Below are 18,371 nucleotides of genomic sequence, written 5' to 3'. Positions count from 1 at the left end.
GAGTGCCTGGCGCTGTAACGCATTGTATCTGCTGCATAATTTCGGCTTAAATTGCACCCGATTCGTGGAGCCATAGGGGGTGACCCCGACAACGGCTCTTGGCGTTGTTTTCGAGGTCGCTTCAAGCATAGATGCAATGCGAGATAGTCTAAATCTCATCAACACGGCGCTACGTCCGCAGTGTGGAAACAAGACCTCTCCGCCTCAGGTCATTTATCAAATCAATACATTCTATTGCGAATTGGAATTTTACATTCGTCAATCCCTTCTCTACCAGAAATGGGAGGAGAATAGGGAGATTATCATTGGTCGTCATACACCAAGGGTGGCGGCGCTGTGATTAAAATATTGCTGGGGACTTATATCCAATCAAAAAACGACAGAAATACAGATCACCAAGGGTGAATAGTATTTAAAAATACGTTTTTGCACCGAACACAGCAACATCAGTAGATTCAAATATCATCACATTCAGTGATCGATCACCTGTGGGATATTTTCAATTATCGCAAGAGGAGGAGCGAAAAATGAAAAGAGCAAGGACGCTGCTGGGGACAGCACTTTTACTCATCAACTGTATGACCGTGGCAAACGCAGCCGAAAACAGCAATACGCAATATGCGCCGGGCGCTTCACAATTTTATGCGGGTGCCATTCCTCCATTTGAGGGATTTTATTTTCTCTCGCAGACAAGTTATTTCACCGCCAACAGAGTCAACGACGGCAAGGGTCGTGAAATACCCATAGACTTCAAGGTGAAAGCCACCGTTGAAACACTGCGCTTCATGTATGTATCAGATATCCGTATCGGCGAAGCCCAGCTTTGGGGACAGCTCGTCCTTCCGCTTATTCATCTCGACATTTCTAACGCATTTGCAAAAGACTCCGGCTTCAACATGGGAGATGCAACCGCAACTGTTGGGCTGTCATGGCACCCGGATCAAAAGCAGACATTCATCACCGGCATAGACATCGGCATGCCGACCGGCGCTTACGATGAGAATGCACTGGCCAATGCCGGCCTTAATCACTGGTCCGTGCAGCCAACGATTGCCTATCATTATTCAGACCCGCAAGGCCTTGAATTCGCAACCGCAGCCCGGGTCATCTTCAATTCCGAAAACACCGCAACCGATTACAAAACCGGCAATGAGTTCGTCCTCGATTACGCAGTTGGCTGGAATTTCGGCAAGATAAGGGTCGGAGCAACAGGATATTACCTTAAGCAGTTCACCGATGACAAAGGACCCGGCGTCGCCTCCGACGGCCATCGCGGCGAAGGCCTCGCGGTCGGCCCATCACTGTCCTATAGCTTCAATCCGGGCCTGGGCATAAGCGCATCCTGGCAGCATGACGTGGTGGCGAAAAACCGAAGCGAAGGCAACACTCTCTGGGTGAATGTCGCAACAAAATTCTAGAATTATCCGATACAGCTCGATTTTCCAGACGAGCGTTCCGGGCAGGCGATCCGACAGAAATTCAACCGCCTGCCCCTTAAATTTCTCCGCATACGAAAGCCCGAAGATGCCAACACATCTTCGGGCTTTCGTGTCCTATGGAGATTCATTGAAAATGGATCTCCATATTCTTTTTGAAAACGTCTCAAGCCTCTGACACATTTGAGATATTTTAGTTTTTTTAAGTTGAAGATGCGTCAGCATCTTCGAGACTTGGCATAAGATGAGCGTCTATATTATTTGGCGCGTCAGAGGCGTGGGACCTGTCGCCTCTCCTCCCATTTCCCCATTCTATCTGCACTCGCTGCATCAAACTGGCAGAAGCGGGTCGGCCCGCATTCAATTCAGCTTGAATAAAGGGAGGCGACAGACATCAAATGTTGTAATCGCCTTACCTTGGCTTAGAGCATCGTGCAGAAAGTCGGCTTCCACTTTTCGGACCGATGCTCAAGAGCACCCGAAATTCGTCAATCCACATCGATTGATCTTTCGCAAATCATATTGCCTAACTATGAACTAACTGGTACAAACATATTAACGATAGAGTTTGGGCGCGAGGAGAGAGCGCCACAACCCGCGGACAATTTAAGGGAGCGTGCCAGCCTTGCCGCTTGCACGAGGAGCTGCAAGCCTTGTCAGTCAAGGCTTAGACAATGCCTGGGAGGGAAAATGGGTTACACACTCGACTTTTCGGTTGTGATCGAGCGGTTGCCGGAATTGATCCTGGCATGCCTCGCAACCATTGGTCTTGCCATTGCAGGCATGTCCATTGCCACCGTCATCGGCATTTTTGGGGTTGTTGCCCGCCGGTCGCCGTCGCGTATCCTCAGAGGCGCGACGATCGGCTTTGTCGAGTTGATCCGCAATACGCCCTTCCTCGTGCAGATCTTCTTCATCTTCTTTGCCCTTCCGCAAATCGGCGTCCGGCTCAACCCGACAGTGACGGCAATCGTTGCGCTCGGCCTGAACGGCGGCGCCTATGCCATAGAGATCATTCGCGGCGGGGTGGATTCCATCGGCAAGGGGCAGGTGGAGGCGGGCCTTGCGCTCGGCCTGCACCGCGCACAAATCCTGCGCCACATCATTCTCAAGCCAGCTTTGCGCGCCGTCTATCCGTCGCTCACCAGCCAGTTCATCATGCTGACGCTGACGACATCGGTCTGCACGTCAATTGCGGCTTACGAATTGACATCTGTTGCCCAGAAAATCGAAGCGGATACGTTCCGGTCCTTCGAGGTCTATTTCTCGATCACCCTGCTTTACCTGGTGATTTCCTCACTGATGATGGGGGCTTTCGCGCTCATCTCCCGCATTTTCTTCAGTTACCCGGTAAAGTGAGGAAGAGACGATGGCTTCTATCGGACCCAATGAACTGTTCTTCCTGCTGCAAGGCTTGAAATGGACGCTGGCGTTGACCGCCATCGGCTTTGTCGGCGGTGGCTTCTTCGGCCTTTGCGTCGCTCTGGCCCGGGTGGCCGACAGTGCCGCCCTGCGCACGGCGACCGCTGGCTATATCGCCGTCTTTCAAGGCACTCCGCTGCTGATGCAACTGTTCGTCGTCTATTACGGCGTTGCCTTGCTGGGCTTGGATGTGGATGCCTGGATCGCTGTCGCCATTGCCTTCACGCTGCATGCCAGCGCCTTTCTGGGCGATATCTGGCGCGGTGGCATTCAGGCCGTACCCAAGGGGCAGACAGAGGCTGCAAAAGCGCTCGGCCTGCATTACGCATCGATCATGAAGGACGTGGTCCTGCCGCAGGCGTTCAAAGTCTCCCTGCCCGCCACCATCGGCTTTCTGGTGCAATTGATCAAAGGCACCTCGCTTGCCGCCATTGTCGGTTTCGTGGAGCTGTCGCGGGCGGGGCAGATCGTCTCCAACCAGACATTCCGTCCGCTGACGGTCTTTGCCATCGTCGGCATCATCTATTTCCTGATTTGCTGGCCGCTTTCACTCTGGGGCGCCAGAAAAGAGAAACGGCTTCAAGCCGCCGCCCGGTAAAGTTTGCCAGACGACGTGTAGAACCCGGCTTTCCTCAATACAAAACGAAAACAAGGAAAGCACAACAAAAGACGACACCAGGTTTGGTGCCAAGCACCACTCTCATCAGCTTTGTAAGGAGGAGCAAATGATGAAATCCAGGACAATGACAATCAAGCGCCGCACGGCGCTCGCCCTCATCGCGGCGGCGGCGACCATGTCGCTCGTCGCTCCCGCCACGGCCTTCGCCGGTACGCTGGAACAGGCCAAGGCCAAGGGCAAGGTCATCATCGGCATTCAGGGCGACAATTCGCCGTGGGGCTTTGTTAATTCCAGCGGCGTGCAGGACGGTCTGGATGCAGATATCGGCAAGGCTTATGCGGACTATCTCGGCGTCAAGGCCGAGTTTGTGCCGCTGGCCGTGGCCAACCGCATTCCCGCCCTGATGACCGGCAAGGTCGATATCCTGTTTGCCACCATGGGCATGACTGCCGACCGCGCCAAGACCATCCAGTTCTCCAAGCCCTATGCCGGCAACGTCTTGTCAGTCTACGGACCGAAGGACAAGAAGATCGGCAGCTATGACGATCTGACCGGCGTGTCCGTCGGCGTGCCGAAATCCAGCGCCATGGACACCGCCATCACCGCTGGCGCTGGCACCAAGGCCAGCATCCTGCGTTTCGATGATGACGCAGCAAACATCCAGGCTCTGATTTCAGGTCAGGTCGAGGCTGTTGGTGGCAACCAGTTCTATGGCGACCGCCTGAACGCTGCTGCCGCAGGCAAGTATGAAACGAAGTTCGACCTTGTCACGCTCTATAACGGCGCCGGGATGCGTCCGGGCGAGAAGGACTGGAACGAAAGCATCAACAGCTTCATCGACAAGATCAAGGCCGATGGCCAACTGGCAAAGATCTACGCCAAGTGGATGAAGCGCGACGTTCCGGCATTCCCGGATTCGCTTCCGGACATCCCGTTCACCGCGAAGTAATGGAGAGGCTTCCATGCAACAATCCACCGCACAGGTTCCACTGATCGCACTTGAAGGCGTTGGAAAGTGGTATGGAGCCTACCACGCGCTGAAAGACATCAACCTGACAGTCCGCAAAGGTGAAAAAATCGTCCTTTGCGGGCCGTCCGGCTCCGGAAAATCGACATTGATCCGCTGCATAAATCATCTGGAGGACATCCAGGAAGGCAAGATCACCGTCGAAGGCACCACGCTCACCAGCGCGAGCCGCACCATCGACGCCGTGCGCCGCGAGGTTGGCATGGTGTTCCAGAGCTTCAACCTGTTTCCGCACATGACCATCCTGGAAAACTGCACCCTTGCGCCGATGCGGGTGAAGGGGCTTCAGAAGCCACAAGCCGAAGAGGTCGCCCGCAAATATCTGGATCGTGTTCACATTCTGGACCAGGCGGACAAATATCCCGCCCAGCTTTCCGGCGGTCAGCAGCAACGCGTCGCTATCGCGCGCGCGCTTTGCATGGAACCGAAGGCGATGCTGTTCGATGAGCCAACGTCGGCTCTTGACCCGGAAATGGTCAAGGAAGTGCTGGATACAATGATCAGTCTTGCCCGCGACGGCATGACGATGATCTGCGTCACCCATGAAATGGGCTTTGCCCGTCAGGTTGCAGATCGTGTCGTGTTCATGGCCTCCGCGCAGATCATCGAGGAAGGACCACCGGAGGAGTTCTTCCGCAATCCTCAGCATCAGCGCACCCGCGCCTTCCTGGGCGAAATTCTTGCCCATCACTGAGCGGAATTGCCGCCGCGACAACGCAACAGGCAGGTAAGAGCCTTCACCACGCCGACCAAGTGGACGCATTCATGACAGAGAAACCCATTCTTCACGTCGGGCTGATCGGTACCGATATCCAGCTCTCCAAATCTCCCGCTTTGCATATGCACGAAGGGGCGGCGCACGGGCTGGATTATCGCTACGAATTGCTCGATATCCATGTGCGCAACCTGCCGGAAAGCGCGCTCCCCGATCTGCTGGACGAGTGCCAGGCACGCGGGTTTGCCGGCACCAATATCACCCATCCCTTCAAGCAGGCGGTCATTCCATATCTTGACGATCTTTCCGAAGATGCCCGGATGCTAGGCGCCGTGAATACGGTCGTCTTCAAAGATGGCAAGCGGATCGGCCATAATACTGACTGGTCAGGCTTCTACGAAAGCTTCCAGCGCGGCCTGCCGGATGCAGCGCTGAAACGGGCATTGCTGATCGGCGCAGGCGGCGCGGGGGTTGCCGTTGCCCATGCCGCGCTGAAATTGGGGATCGAGCAGTTGGACATTTTCGACCAGGACCTCACGAGAGCCCAAGGGCTGGCAGCGACACTCAATGACCGGTTCAACGCGGGACGCGCCCATGCCGTCACCAATCCTGGCCAGTCGTTAGCTGAGGCCGATGGCCTTATTCACGCCACCCCGGTCGGGATGCCCGCCCATCCGGGAATGCCGGTCGCCGCTGACCTGATCGCGCCGCGCCATTGGGTTGCCGACATCGTCTATATGCCGCTCGTCACCGAACTGATCGCAACAGCGCGCGACAAGGGCTGCCAAACACTGCCCGGCGGCGGGATGGCGGTGTTTCAGGCGGTCGGTGCCTTCCGTCTGTTCTGCGGCTATGAGCCGGATGCCGAGCGGATGAGCGCCCATTTCACTGAACTTTGTCTTTCGGAGGGAGCGGCATGAGCCTGTTTTTCATCCTGAACGGTCCAAATCTCAATCTTCTCGGCCAACGTCAGCCTGAGATTTACGGTCGTGAAACCCTTGCCGATGTCGAGGACAATTGCCGGGTGATTGCCGAGGCGGCAGGACATTCGATTTTTTTCGCGCAAAGCAACCGGGAATACGAGATCATCGACTGGGTCCACGAAGCGCGCGGCAAGGCGGCTGGAATCGTCATCAATCCCGGCGCCTTCACCCACACATCGGTGGCGATCCTTGACGCGCTCAACACTTTTGAGGCACCGGTCATCGAAGTGCATATTTCGAACATCCACAAGCGAGAGGTGTTCCGGCATCACTCCTACGTTTCAACGCGGGCGGAGGGCGTCATCGCAGGGCTGGGCATCGAGGGCTATGAAATGGCATTGCGCCATCTTATCGGCCGCGTTGCTCGATCGGGCTGATATGCTCGGCACGCAGCACATAGCGCAGCACCATGTCGGCCACGTGGCGCGACAGGGTCTCCTGGCCGTCTGCCGTAAACAGCGCATTGCCGAAAATCACGGAAAAACTGGCCGCGTTCGACACATTGAAAAACGACAGCGCGCTGATCTGCCAGTGCAATTCAAGCGGGTCGATGCCCTGCCGGAACAGTCCCTGCTCCTGCCCGCGCAGCAAAACGCCGTGCAGCGCCTCGATTGCCGGCTGGTTGAGACCCCTGATCGTCTCGGACAATTGCATATGACGGCCGTGATGAATATTCTCGATGATCACCATGCGAATGAAGGCAGGGTTGCGGCGGTGATGGTCGAAGGTAAACCGACAGAGCTTGTCGAGCGCGGCGATGGGGTCGAGCCCTTCCAGCTCCAGGTCCATTTCTCCGCCGCGAACCTTGCCATAGGCTTCCTCCAGAACGCGCTGGTAAAGCCCTTCCTTATCGCCAAAATAATAATAGATCATCCGCTTGGACGTGCGGGTTCTGGCGGCGATCTCATCAATGCGTGCGCCAGACAGGCCGTTTTGCGAAAACTCTTCCATCGCAACCGACAGGATGTCGCGGCGAACGCCTTCCGGGTCCCGTTTGGCCGTGTCCCGTTTGCCAGGCTCCCCTTTGACCGGGCGAGCCTCTTTACCGTCTCGCGTGGTTGCGTCCCGTTTCATCATCCATCCGCCGCCAGGCAGCAACGCCAGGCTCTACTTCTTAACCAAGCAGTACATAAAGCCGGAAAGGAAGCAATATGGCAAGCCCAGACAAAAGCGACCGGACGAGCACCCATTCAGCACCCCACCCAGGCACCGGAACAGTAACCATGCGGACATCGATTGCAACCGTATCGATCAGTGGGGAATTTCCTGAAAAGCTGGCAGCCATTGCCAAGGCAGGCTTCAGCGGTGTCGAAATTTTCGAAAACGACTTCCTGACCTATGATGCCTCCCCCCGGGATGTGGCGAAAATGGTCGCCGACCACGGTCTCGACATTACGCTGTTCCAGCCCTTCCGCGATTTCGAAGGCATGCCGGAACTGCACCGGGCCCGCGCTTTTGAGCGGGCCGAGCGCAAATTCGAGATCATGGATGAGCTAGGCACCGACCTGATGCTGATCTGCTCAAATGTCTCGCCGATCTCGCTGGGCGGCATCGACCGGGCCGCCGCCGATTTCCAGGAACTGGGAGAACGCGCGGCAAAGCACGGCGTCCGCGTCGGATACGAGGCGCTCGCCTGGGGTCGTCACGTCAACGACCACAGGGATGCCTGGGAAGTGGTGCGCCGGGCAAACCATGCCAATGTCGGCCTGATCCTCGACAGTTTTCACACCCTGTCGCGCAAGATCGATCCGAACTCGATCCGCTCTATTCCCGGCGACAAGATCTTCATCGTCCAACTCGCCGATGCGCCGCTGTTTGACATGGATCTGCTCTACTGGAGCCGCCATTTCCGCAACATGCCCTGCGAAGGTGACTTGCCGGTGGTCGATTTCATGCGTGCTGTGGCCGCCACAGGCTATACCGGGCCGCTATCCCTGGAGATTTTCAACGACCAGTTCCGGGGAGGCTCACCGCGTGCCATTGCCGAGGACGGCCACCGCTCGCTGGTCTACCTCATGGATCAGGTCCAACGCCTCGAGCCCGATATCCGGCTCAGCGCCCCGGCCATGCCAGCCCCTGTCGAAACCCAGGGCGTCGAATTCGTGGAATTTGCGACGTCGGTCGAGGAAAAACAGGATCTGGCGGCGTTCTTAGCGACACTCGGCTTTTCGAAATCCGCCACCCATCGCAACAGGGATCTTGACCTTTACACCCAGGGCGACATCCGCATTCTCATCAATACAGATACGACAAACAACAGTTTTGCCGGGGCATCCTACGCAATCCACGGCACAAGTGCCTACGCCTTCGGCATGAAGGTAGGAAGTGCCGAAGACGCCTTGAAGCGCGCCACGGCGCTGGGGGCAACGAGCTTTTCCGAACCGCGCAAACCGGGCGAAGTACCCGTGCCTGCCATTCAAGGGGTCAGCAATGGCGTCATTTATTTCCTTGATGACACGCCTGCCCTATCCGGCATCTGGAAACAGGAATTCAAAGACGTCGAGGCCAATCCGGCTCCGGCAAATACCCGCCTGACCCGTATCGACCATCTCGCCCAGACAACCCGCTATGACGAGATGCTGACATGCCTGCTGTTTTATGGCTCGATCTTCGCCACGCGGCGCACGCCCATGGTCGATGTGGTCGATCCGGGCGGTCTGGTGCGCAGCCAGGCGATCGAAAGCAAACCAGACCCTCGTTTCAGGGTGACGCTGAACGGCGCCGATAACCGGAAAACCGTCGCCGGAAAATTTCTCGAGGAAGGCTTCGGCACTAGCATCCAGCATATCGCCCTGGCGACCGACGATATCTTCGCGACGGCGCAGGCGCTCTCAGCCTGCGGCTTCCAGGCGCTGACCATCTCGCGCAATTATTACGACGATCTGGAAGCCCGTTTCGGTCTGGAACCGGATTTTGCCGATGCCCTGCGTTCGGCCAGCATCCTTTACGACCGCGACGACAATGGCGAGTATTTCCAGATCTACAGCCGCACCTTCGGTGAGGGCTTTTTCTTCGAAATCGTCGAGCGACGGGGTGCCTATGGTGGTTATGGTGCGATGAACGCCCCGTTCCGTATCGCAGCCCAGCGACGGCAGCTGCGCCCGGATGGCGTTCCGAGATAAGAATGACTGCCGCTATCGCTGACGATCTGTTCGCCTCAATCTGAGCCGGACAGATCGTCTCTGCTCTTGTTTTTGTTTGCCTTTTCGGGGAAATCATGCCCCGCTTTTCCTAAGGCAAACTTTAATGCGTCACGGCCAGCATATCCTCGATCTCGGTCCAGTCCTGGAGCAAGCTTTCACGCGAACCGCTGACGCGGACCTGGCCGCGTTCGATAACCATGCCCTGTTCGGCGATTTCAAGTGCCAGTTTGGCATGTTGCTCAACGATGATCATCGACATTTCGCTTTCTTTGCGAAGCTTGATCAGTGCTTCAAGCAGCATATCGACGATAACAGGTGCCAGGCCCTCGAAGGGCTCATCAAGCAGGAGGCAGGTCGGCTGGCTCATCAGCGCACGGCCTATTGCCAACATCTGCTGCTCTCCACCAGAAAGCTGGCTGCCACCATTTTTCCGGCGCTCTGCAAGCCGGGGAAAAAGCTCGTAGACCCGCTCCATCGTCCATCCTCGACGAAGATCGGCAATGCGCAGGTTTTCCTCGACGCTCAAGGTGGCAAAAATCTGCCGCTCCTGCGGCACGAAGCCTATGCCAAGCCGGCAGCGTTGGCTGGGCGAAAACCCGCCAATTTCCGCAGAGTTAAAGCGAATGCTGCCTTCCTTGAGCGCCAAGCGCCCGGCAATGGTGCAGAGCAGTGTGGTTTTGCCAGCGCCATTGCGACCAAGCAGCGCCAGCCCACCCCCCATGGGCAGGGTCAGGTCAATGCCATTGATAATGCGGGTCGGACCGTAACCGCTCACCACATTTCGGATTTCAAGCAGGTCTGTGGTCATGAACGGTTCCCCAGATAAGCGGCACGGACATTGGCGTCATGGCGGATTTCCTCTGGCGTGCCCCGCGCGATGATGGTTCCCTCGGCCAAAACCGTGATCTCCCGTGCAAAGCGGAAAACCAATGGCATATCGTGTTCGATGAGCAAGACGGCGACGTCATCAGGCAATTCGTCAAGAATAGTGAGGATCACCTCATGATCCGCCGCAGGCAGGCCCGCAGCCGGTTCATCCAGCAGCAGCACTTTCGGGCGCAAGGCCATGGCGACCGCCAGTTCCACGAGACGCTGCTGGCCATAGGCCAGATCGCGGACTGGAACATGCGGGACATTGGCGAGGCGCATACGATGGGCGATCTCATCTGCCTCCGCCACCACCTTTGCCGGGAAGCCCCGATGCCGTGCCACCGAAAGCCCAAAACCCTCACGTTCGCCAATCGCAAGCGCGATATTTTCCAAGGCGGTGAAGGAGGTGAAGAGATTGGTGACCTGGAAATTGCGCACCAGCCCTAGCGCAACGCGCTTGTGCTGCGCCATGCCTGTAAGGTCGATACCGTCGAGAAATATCGCTCCCTTGCGTGGGGTCAGTCTGCCGGTGATGAGATTGATCAGCGTCGTCTTGCCAGCACCGTTCGGCCCGATCAATGCATGGCGTGCGCCCTTTTCGAGGACAAGCGAAACATTGTTGGTGACCACCAGTCCACCGAATTGCAAGGTAAGGTTTTCAAGTTGCAAAGCGCTCATCGACCGATCCTTCCGCGCAGTTGAGCCAAAATCCGCGTAATGCCCCCTGGTGCGAACAGAACGAGCACCACGAGGATGATCCCCAGCCAGAGCTGCCACATGACAGGATTGTCTTTCGACAAAATGTCCTGGGCGACGAGATAGACAGCCGGTCCGATAATCGCGCCGTAAAGCCGCCCTGAGCCCCCAAGCGCCAACATGACAAGAATAGTTGCCGACAGTTCGAAACTCATATCCTTCAGGCCAACGAATTGATTGACCTCAGCTTGCAGGGCACCGGCGAGCCCGGCCAGCAAGCAGGAAATGACGAAGATCAGCAATGTGCGTGGCCGGACCGCGATGCCGATGGCAGCAGCGCGACCGGGATTGTCGCGGATCGCCATGATCGACTGTCCAAAAGGCGAATGCACCAGTCGGCGCACCCCAAGCCAGACAAGCAGAAAGACCAGGGCAGAGAACCAATAACCAACCTGGCCAAGCAGATCGAATTCGTAAACACCCAAAACCGGCCAGGTCTCCATGCCCACCAAGCCATCGACGCCTCCGGTCAGCCAGGTCGCCTTGTTGGCGATTTCGCCAAACAGAAACACCGTGCAAAGAGTCAGCATCAGCAAGGTGAACCGCGCTGTGCGTAAAACAATGGCTCCAACCACCGCGCCCACCAGCCCGGCTGCGATTGCGCCAATCAACAGGCCGCTCAATGGCTCGCCCCAGCCGTATTTGGAGGCAATGCCGGTGGCATAAGCGCCAACCCCGAAAAACGCGGCGTGGCCCAGCGTGACAATCCCGGCATAGCCAACCAGAAGATCAAGGGACAAGGCGAAGATAACCGTCACCAGGACTTGGGAGCCGAGCGCGTAATAATCGTCGCCGAGCAGCGGCACCAGCGCCAATGCAAGGACGATCAGCCCATCAGCCGGATTAAATCCATGCTTGCGGCGCAAGAAACCGGCAAACCTGGACGGTGGAGAGACGAGAGTGGAGCGATCTGACATTTTCAATCTTCATACCCTTCCAAACAGCCCGCGCGGCCTGACCAGCAGCAGGATGAAGACGAGGAGAAACAGCATGACGGTGCCAAAAGCCGGCACATAATAGGCCGAAACGGTCTGGACCGTGCCGACCAGAAGCGCTGCGACGAAAGAGCCTCGCAACGTACCAAGCCCCGCCACAGCCACGACGATCTGAACATAGACGAGAATATCGAAGGCATAGGACGGATTGAGCCCGAAGACATCAGCCCCCAGCATGCCGCCCAGCGCCGCCAGTGAGCCCCCAAAAGCAAACGTGGCCATGAACACATGTTTCGTGCGAATCCCGATCGATTCCGCCATGCCACGATTTTCAACGGAGGCCCGGATGATGGCGCCGATCCGGCTGCGTTCAAGCACAAACAGGATGAAGGCCGCAGTGAGAATACCGATACCGATCACCACCAGCTTGTAGAGATAGAATGAGAAAGGCCCGACCGTCAGATTTTGTGCCAGAAACGCAGGAATAACCACCGGGCGCATCAACGGCCCGAAAAACAACCGCGCCAGCGCACCGACGATGAAGATCAATCCGATGCAGAAGAGAACCTGATCCAGCTCAGACCGACCGTAAAGCCGGGCATAGAGCAGCTTTTCCGCGACCGCCGCCAGGAGTGCGACGGCAAGGGGAGCACAGAGCAACACGAGCGGCCAGGGCAGGCCCCAGACGCTGATCGCGGTAGCCGCTATATAGCCACCTGCCATGGCGAAAACGCCGTGCGCCAGATTGACGAAACCCATCAGTCCGAGGGTTACCGACAGGCCGACGGATATGAGGTAAAGCACGCTTGCATAGGCAAGCGACTGGAACGCAACTTCCACCAGTGTCATGACAAGCCTCCTCCCTGTCATCCGGCAATATTGCGGGATGACTCCGAGAGTCCATCAGGTTCAGATCGAACCAGACAGACTCTCGCTTCCATTGTTTTCGTTTGTCGTTTCAGGAAAACGGGTTCCACTTCCCCTGACAAACGCTAGCAGGAACGTCTGTGCGCCCGAAAATCAGAGAGGATGCTCAACCTTCCAGGGGTCTTTGACAGCTGGAATGGTTTCAAGTTCCACATTGGCAAGCTCGCCGTTTTTCTCGCGCACTTCACGGATGTAGATATTCTGCACAATGTCGCGCGTCTCGGGGTCGATCGAAATCGGCCCACGCGGGCTTTGCTCCGCCTTGAAGATTTTCATCGCGGCCATGGCACCTGCGGCATCCACGGCACCCTTGGTGGCGGCAATGGCCGAGCAGATCAGATGCATGCCATCATAAGCGCCGACGGCCATATAATTGGGCCGGACCGGCATGAACGTATAGGCCTTCTTCCAGGCCTCGACAAAAGCGGCATTGGCGGGGCGATCACCGGCCATGCTATATTGGCCAGCCGTGATGACGCCCAGCGCAGCATTGCCGATATTCGGCAATTCCTCGTCGCTTGTCAGGTCTCCCGGACCAATCAACTGGATGCCGGCGCCGCGCAAATCGGCTTCCTGATAGGCCCGCATGAACGCGGAGGCCTGCACGCCACCCGGATGGAATGCAAAGACCACATCCGGTTTTTCCTGCTTGGCCGCCAGCAGAAAGGGAACGAAATTTGTGCTTTGGATCGGCATTTTCACCGAGGCGACAATGGCTCCCCCCTTGGACGTGAAGCCTTTTGTGAACGCTTCCTCTGCATCGTGGCCAGGGGCAAAATCCGTGGTCAGCAGGTAGGCTCGCTTGAAACCGCGCTTGGCCGCCGCCCATTCACCCAGCGGCTGGTTCACCTGCCAATGGGTAAAGGCCGTGCGCACATACCAGGGAGCAAGCTGCGTGGTATTGGCGCCCGCCGCATTGAACAATACACAGGGCATCTTGGCCTTGAGCAGCAATGGAGCGATAGCATTGGCGTTAGGCGTCCACTGGAAACCACCAAGATATTGTACCTTGTCGCGCGTCACCAGCTCCTGCACCAGCCGTTTAGCCACATCCGGATTGGCACCGCCGTCGTCGCGGATGACCAGTTCGACCGGAATGTCCCCCAGCACGGACTTGCCCTCGGTCTCCAGGTAGAGTTTCGCCGCATTGGCCATGATTTGCCCGCTCGACGCGAACGGACCGGACATGGTCAAGACCAGCCCGATCTTGATCGGCTGACTGGCGGCTCGTGCCTGCCCGGCCCAACCGGCCAATGGCGCAGCAGCCAGCAACCCAAGGGCACCTCGGCGTGTAAACTTCAGTTCGGTCATCATAGCGCTCCTCCACCAATGATCGTCAATTGTGCCTCCCCCTTTGGCTAACCCTCGAAAAGGGAAAGCGCAAAAGGCACGACGCTGCCGACAAACCCGTAAAACAGACCCGATCGAAGGCAAAATTGTTCAGTGAACTGATGATGCTGGATCGCTGGCCATGCGCCGATAACGGCATGGGATGTCTTGCAGATTTGGGCGTAGTCTTTTCTTGTCGTCACGGACCTCTTCTTGCCTATCTGACGACATTCCCCGATGTCTCAGCCTCTCCGCGACGGCAAGTACGATTATTATCAATTCCTGCATTTTATCAAGTTTATTATCATAAAATCTAATAGAATTTCATATATAAAATTTTATTTATCATTTTATGATATTTTATAACTAAACATAGAAATGCGATGGATAGCTTTCTCGTTGACTGAATTTGCGCAATTCTTCGGCAAAGCACCATGCTCACGACACAGGCGCTCAACAACAGGCTGATGCGCCGGTATCTTGCAGATTGGCTCTCCGATAGACTCTAGGATGCCGCAGCCAAAGGGTTTTTCACTTCTGCGCGGATCACCGGGCGTGGACCAAGCATCCCCAGCTTTTCCACCAGATGCAGAGCTTCATCGATAGGCGTGGCTGCCGCGATATATCGGTCACGGCGTAGCAAGAGCACATGGCCAAGATAGGATTTCATCGGACCGGTGCTGAACAGCCGCCCGACATCCCGGTGAACCGGGAACGTGCCGTCAATCGGGTTCATCCATTCAGGGGTCAAACCGACCACGGTTGCACCCGCCGCCTCCAGAGCCCTGATGACATCAACGGACAAAGCACGGTCAGGGAATTCATCGAAGACCAGAGCAACAGGTCCATCCGGCAATACGCGGTCAAGCAATACGCGGTGCCGGTGGCTGTCTTCCACCACGGGCTGCGGCACCAACCGGCCCACCATGGTTTCCTTCTCAGGTCTGGAGTCGGGCCATAGAAGTCCCTGACGAAAGCGCGGCTTTGGCTTGTAACGCATCTGGGCAAAATAATCACGGACAGGCGGATAGAGCCCAAGGATACGAAAGGCCGCGCGTGTCAAAAGGGCCTTGATCCCATTTTCTGGCATCATCACCTGCCCCATGCGCAGCGCCAATGCTATCATTTCCCAGGCATGCGGCCGCCGCTCAATCTCGTAGCTATCCAGGAAATCGGATGGCATATCGCCACGCAATGCTTCCGCCAGTTTCCAGGCCAGATTATGCGCATCGCGCAGGCCGCTATTCATTCCCTGCCCGGCAAAGGGAGGCGTCAAATGCGCGGCATCACCGGCGAGAAAGATATTGCCGTCCCGCCAACGATCGGCCAGACGGGCATGGAATGTATAGACCCGCACGCGGCGAAATTCACAATCCCGATCAGGTCCAACGCGCTCCAGAAGACCACGGACAAAGGCCTCCTCAGTCGCGTCCTTCTCGTCCTCATTGGTATGCAGCATGAATTCGTAACGACGGATATTGTCCGGGCCGGGCAGCGATATGCATGGGCGAGCGGGATCACAATGGACCTGCGTATGACGAAAGCGGTTTTCCGTCCGCACCAGATCGACAATCAGCCAACGCTCCACAAAGGTGGAGCCGACAAGATGGACGCCGAGTTTTCCACGGGTCGGGGAACGTCCTCCGTCACACGCGACCATATAGCGCGCCCGGATGAGGCGGGTTCCTTTCGCCTCATGGGCGATTTCCACGGTGACGGAGTCTGCATTCTGGGAAAATGTTTGCATATCCCAGCCAAAGAACTGGATCACATTGGGATAGCGGGCAAGCCCTTCGCGCAAAAGCGCTTCCAATTCCGGCTGTTGAAATGCATTGCGCTTGTCGAAACCATAATCGCGCGACGTCGGCTCCACAGTCACAAACAACTTGCCAGCCGGCGAGAGATAGCGTGAGCCGTAGCCGCGCATCACGATTTTCTCTACCGCGTCCTCCAACCCGATAGCCTGCATGGTTCGCATCGATTCATCATCGATGGATACGGCACGCGGCTCCTGAACCGTCGTCAGATTGCGCTCGACAAGCGCTACCGACACGCCCATGCCGCCCAGAAGATTGGCCAGGGTCAGTCCGGTTGGACCCGCCCCGACAATGACGACCTCGACTTCGGTCTCAAGTTCCTCGACGTTCATCAGGCCCTCCTCTCCACGCTGAACGTTACAGCGCCCGTATCATGTTCTGTCTATTAAACTTCACTGCAAAACCCTATAATTACAGTGTTTTTTGTCCCCGGGTCCGAATATGAACCCAGGGAGCAACGCTGTAGATGGGTGGCGCAGTCCTCCCGCCCCGCGCCGCAGGGCTGCGCTGTTCAGGGCTCCGTGCCGACAGCGTTGACCAGCAAACCAACGCCGGGAATATCCACTTCGAACACATCGCCCGCCTTCATGAAGATGGGCGGCTCCCGGCGATCTCCAACACCACCTGGCGTGCCCGTGAGGATCACGTCGCCGGGCTGCAACGGCGTGAAGTGCGAGCAATAGGAAATCAGGGTGGCGATGGGGAAGATCAGATCGGCCAGTGTTGCATCCTGCATCACCTGACCATTGAGACGGCCGGTGATCTTCAGCTTCGTGTAGTCGCCAACTTCATCCGGGGTTACGAGCTGCGGTCCAAATGCGCCGGTTGCCGGGAAATTCTTGCCTGGCGTGAACTGGAACGTATGCCGCTGCCAATCACGGATGGTCGCATCGTTATAGCAGGTATAGCCCGCCACGTGATCAAGCGCATTTTCCTCGGCGATGTAGCGTCCGCCGCGGCCGATGACGACAGCAAGCTCGGCTTCATAATCCAGATGATCCGAGACCCTGGGCTTCAGGATTGGCTGGCGATGAGCGATCTGAGTGTCGGCGAAACGGGTGAAGATCGTCGGATATTTGGCGTCAGGCCGCTTGGTTTCCGAACGGTGGGTCTCATAATTCAACCCGACGCAGAGAATTTTGCCGGCATCCGGCACAACAGGTAGAAGGGCGATATCAGCCTCGGTGAACTCTGCTCGCCGCCCGGAAATATAATCCTGAACGCTTTCGAGCAAACCGGCTTCGATGGCCTGTTTCAACGTGACGACATCGGCGGCGAGCCTGCCGGTGAGATCAACAATGCCGTTTTCGACACGAACGCCGAACCCGGCCCGGCCAAGCCGGGTGTAACTTAAAAATTGCATGTCACTAATTCCTAGAATTGGTCCTGGAAGTGAGATCAGACGACAAGATCAGGAGCGAAGAATCGCCTCGCCCCATTTGTTGAGCGTGCGCGGATGCTGCGGCCAATCCATCGTGTCGCGATCGTAGATAACTTCCAGTTCAGCCGAGATCTCAATCCAATTGCCATCGGGATCAGTGATGAAGATGAAGAGATTGTTGCCGGGACCATGGCGGCCTGGACCCCAGCTGAGCTGGATATCAAGGGTTGCCAGATGATCGCACCAATCACGAATATAGTTCCATTCACCAGCCTCGTAGGAATGGTGATCGACACCAACGCGGCCCGGCGTATAGAAGCAGGCGATGGTGTGATGTTCATGATTGGAAGTCGTGAAGGCAGTGGCAAGCCGACCATCTTCATGCAGCACGCGGTCTGTCAGCTGGAAACCGAGCTTGCCGACGTAGAAATCGACAAATGCAGCCACATCCTCGGATGCATAGGTCAGATGCTGCGTTGGCCCCTGGATACCCTTGGCGCCCGGCTTATCAGGCTTGGCAATACCGAAGCACACCATGCGCCCATCGGGATCGCGAATTGCGAATGCGCCATCTTCGAAATAGGGCGAAGGGCTGGCCAGCACAGCAATGCCTTCGGCATCGACCCGGGCCCGCAGAAGCGCAAGTCCTTCGGCGTTGCGGCAAGCAAGTCCGGAATAAGCCAGCTTCTTGTCGGCCCCAGCAACGGCGATGAAGCGGCGCTTTGGCCCTTCGCAAATCCACGCGTCTCCAACCTTCTCGAGCTTCATGTCCATGGCATCGGCATAGAACTGTGCCAGACGCTCAGGATTGGAGCTTTCGAATGCAACGTGATGCAGGTACGCACCTGCTTGAACGGCTGTGAATGCCATTTGATCCTCCCTGATGATGTTTTTACAAATTATCGTTTTTTGATAATTATTCAATATCAAAAAACGAGATATCAAAAAAAATTGATAAATATACGTAATATGGCCGCGCGCCACCATTCCTGCCGGAATTGACGGAACGCA

18 protein-coding genes are annotated in these 18,371 nt (G+C 56.7%); 9 read left to right on the top strand and 9 right to left on the bottom strand.

Annotated features, from left to right (window positions below; all coding sequences use genetic code 11):
* Positions 1–79: 79 nt before the first annotated feature.
* From G6L01_RS19840 to aroQ, 8 genes are all read left to right on the top strand, one after another.
* Positions 80–340: a hypothetical protein gene (locus G6L01_RS19840; protein ID WP_139190109.1), complete on the top strand. Its 261-nt coding sequence runs from the start codon at positions 80–82 to the stop codon at positions 338–340.
* Positions 341–488: 148 nt separating this feature from the next.
* On the top strand, positions 489–1,418 hold the full coding sequence (locus G6L01_RS19835) for a SphA family protein (protein WP_139190108.1): 930 nt from the start codon (positions 489–491) through the stop codon (positions 1,416–1,418).
* 708 nt (positions 1,419–2,126) lie between these two features.
* A complete protein-coding gene (locus tag G6L01_RS19830; protein WP_070165318.1) occupies positions 2,127–2,795 on the top strand; it encodes an amino acid ABC transporter permease in 669 nt (222 codons plus the stop codon).
* Between the two features lie 10 nt (positions 2,796–2,805).
* Positions 2,806–3,456: an amino acid ABC transporter permease gene (locus tag G6L01_RS19825; RefSeq protein ID WP_070165317.1), complete on the top strand. Its 651-nt coding sequence runs from the start codon at positions 2,806–2,808 to the stop codon at positions 3,454–3,456.
* 130 nt (positions 3,457–3,586) lie between these two features.
* Positions 3,587–4,426: a transporter substrate-binding domain-containing protein gene (locus G6L01_RS19820; RefSeq protein ID WP_070165678.1), complete on the top strand. Its 840-nt coding sequence runs from the start codon at positions 3,587–3,589 to the stop codon at positions 4,424–4,426.
* Positions 4,427–4,439: 13 nt separating this feature from the next.
* On the top strand, positions 4,440–5,198 hold the full coding sequence (locus G6L01_RS19815) for an amino acid ABC transporter ATP-binding protein (RefSeq protein ID WP_070165316.1): 759 nt from the start codon (positions 4,440–4,442) through the stop codon (positions 5,196–5,198).
* 71 nt (positions 5,199–5,269) lie between these two features.
* Positions 5,270–6,139, top strand: coding sequence for a shikimate dehydrogenase (locus G6L01_RS19810; RefSeq protein ID WP_070165674.1), 870 nt, complete (start codon positions 5,270–5,272; stop codon positions 6,137–6,139).
* Positions 6,136–6,579 (top strand): type II 3-dehydroquinate dehydratase, encoded by a 444-nt coding sequence (gene aroQ, locus G6L01_RS19805; protein WP_070165315.1) that lies wholly within the window; start codon positions 6,136–6,138, stop codon positions 6,577–6,579. The genes G6L01_RS19810 and aroQ overlap by 4 nt, the downstream gene beginning before the upstream one ends.
* Here the strand turns inward: aroQ and G6L01_RS19800 are convergent.
* The gene (locus G6L01_RS19800) at positions 6,551–7,276 is read right to left on the bottom strand and encodes a TetR/AcrR family transcriptional regulator (RefSeq protein ID WP_070165676.1); all 726 of its coding nucleotides are present in this window, start codon (positions 7,274–7,276) and stop codon (positions 6,551–6,553) included. The two genes, aroQ and G6L01_RS19800, sit on opposite strands and share 29 nt — an antisense overlap.
* A gap of 149 nt (positions 7,277–7,425) precedes the next feature.
* Between G6L01_RS19800 and G6L01_RS19795 the strand changes: the two genes are divergently transcribed.
* Positions 7,426–9,324 (top strand): bifunctional sugar phosphate isomerase/epimerase/4-hydroxyphenylpyruvate dioxygenase family protein, encoded by a 1,899-nt coding sequence (locus G6L01_RS19795; protein ID WP_070165314.1) that lies wholly within the window; start codon positions 7,426–7,428, stop codon positions 9,322–9,324.
* Between the two features lie 121 nt (positions 9,325–9,445).
* Here G6L01_RS19795 and G6L01_RS19790 read toward each other — a convergent pair whose 3' ends face one another.
* The 8 genes from G6L01_RS19790 to G6L01_RS19755 form a co-directional block, all read right to left on the bottom strand.
* Positions 9,446–10,153, bottom strand: a complete 708-nt coding sequence (locus G6L01_RS19790; RefSeq protein ID WP_070165313.1) for an ABC transporter ATP-binding protein — start codon at positions 10,151–10,153, stop codon at positions 9,446–9,448.
* Complete coding sequence (locus G6L01_RS19785) at positions 10,150–10,893, bottom strand: ABC transporter ATP-binding protein (RefSeq protein WP_070165312.1); 744 nt, start codon at positions 10,891–10,893, stop codon at positions 10,150–10,152. Before G6L01_RS19785 ends, G6L01_RS19790 begins: the two co-directional genes overlap by 4 nt.
* Positions 10,890–11,888 carry a branched-chain amino acid ABC transporter permease gene (locus G6L01_RS19780; protein WP_070165311.1) on the bottom strand — a complete coding sequence of 333 codons (999 nt, stop codon included), beginning with the start codon at positions 11,886–11,888 and terminating at the stop codon, positions 10,890–10,892. The genes G6L01_RS19785 and G6L01_RS19780 overlap by 4 nt, the downstream gene beginning before the upstream one ends.
* Before the next feature lie 9 nt (positions 11,889–11,897).
* The gene (locus G6L01_RS19775) at positions 11,898–12,755 is read right to left on the bottom strand and encodes a branched-chain amino acid ABC transporter permease (protein WP_070165310.1); all 858 of its coding nucleotides are present in this window, start codon (positions 12,753–12,755) and stop codon (positions 11,898–11,900) included.
* A gap of 171 nt (positions 12,756–12,926) precedes the next feature.
* Positions 12,927–14,147 carry an ABC transporter substrate-binding protein gene (locus G6L01_RS19770; RefSeq protein ID WP_071205708.1) on the bottom strand — a complete coding sequence of 407 codons (1,221 nt, stop codon included), beginning with the start codon at positions 14,145–14,147 and terminating at the stop codon, positions 12,927–12,929.
* A gap of 520 nt (positions 14,148–14,667) precedes the next feature.
* Entirely contained in the window at positions 14,668–16,311 is a 1,644-nt protein-coding gene (locus G6L01_RS19765; protein ID WP_070165308.1) for a bifunctional 3-(3-hydroxy-phenyl)propionate/3-hydroxycinnamic acid hydroxylase, read from the bottom strand.
* Positions 16,312–16,490: 179 nt separating this feature from the next.
* A complete protein-coding gene (locus G6L01_RS19760; protein ID WP_070165307.1) occupies positions 16,491–17,342 on the bottom strand; it encodes a fumarylacetoacetate hydrolase family protein in 852 nt (283 codons plus the stop codon).
* 48 nt (positions 17,343–17,390) lie between these two features.
* Positions 17,391–18,230 (bottom strand): VOC family protein, encoded by an 840-nt coding sequence (locus G6L01_RS19755; RefSeq protein WP_070165672.1) that lies wholly within the window; start codon positions 18,228–18,230, stop codon positions 17,391–17,393.
* Positions 18,231–18,371: the final 141 nt, after the last annotated feature.

The organism is Agrobacterium vitis, from assembly GCF_013337045.2.
GTDB lineage: Bacteria > Pseudomonadota > Alphaproteobacteria > Rhizobiales > Rhizobiaceae > Allorhizobium > Allorhizobium vitis_B.
Note: the sequence above shows the minus strand (reverse complement) of the source record. Positions and strands in the feature narration are given on the sequence as shown.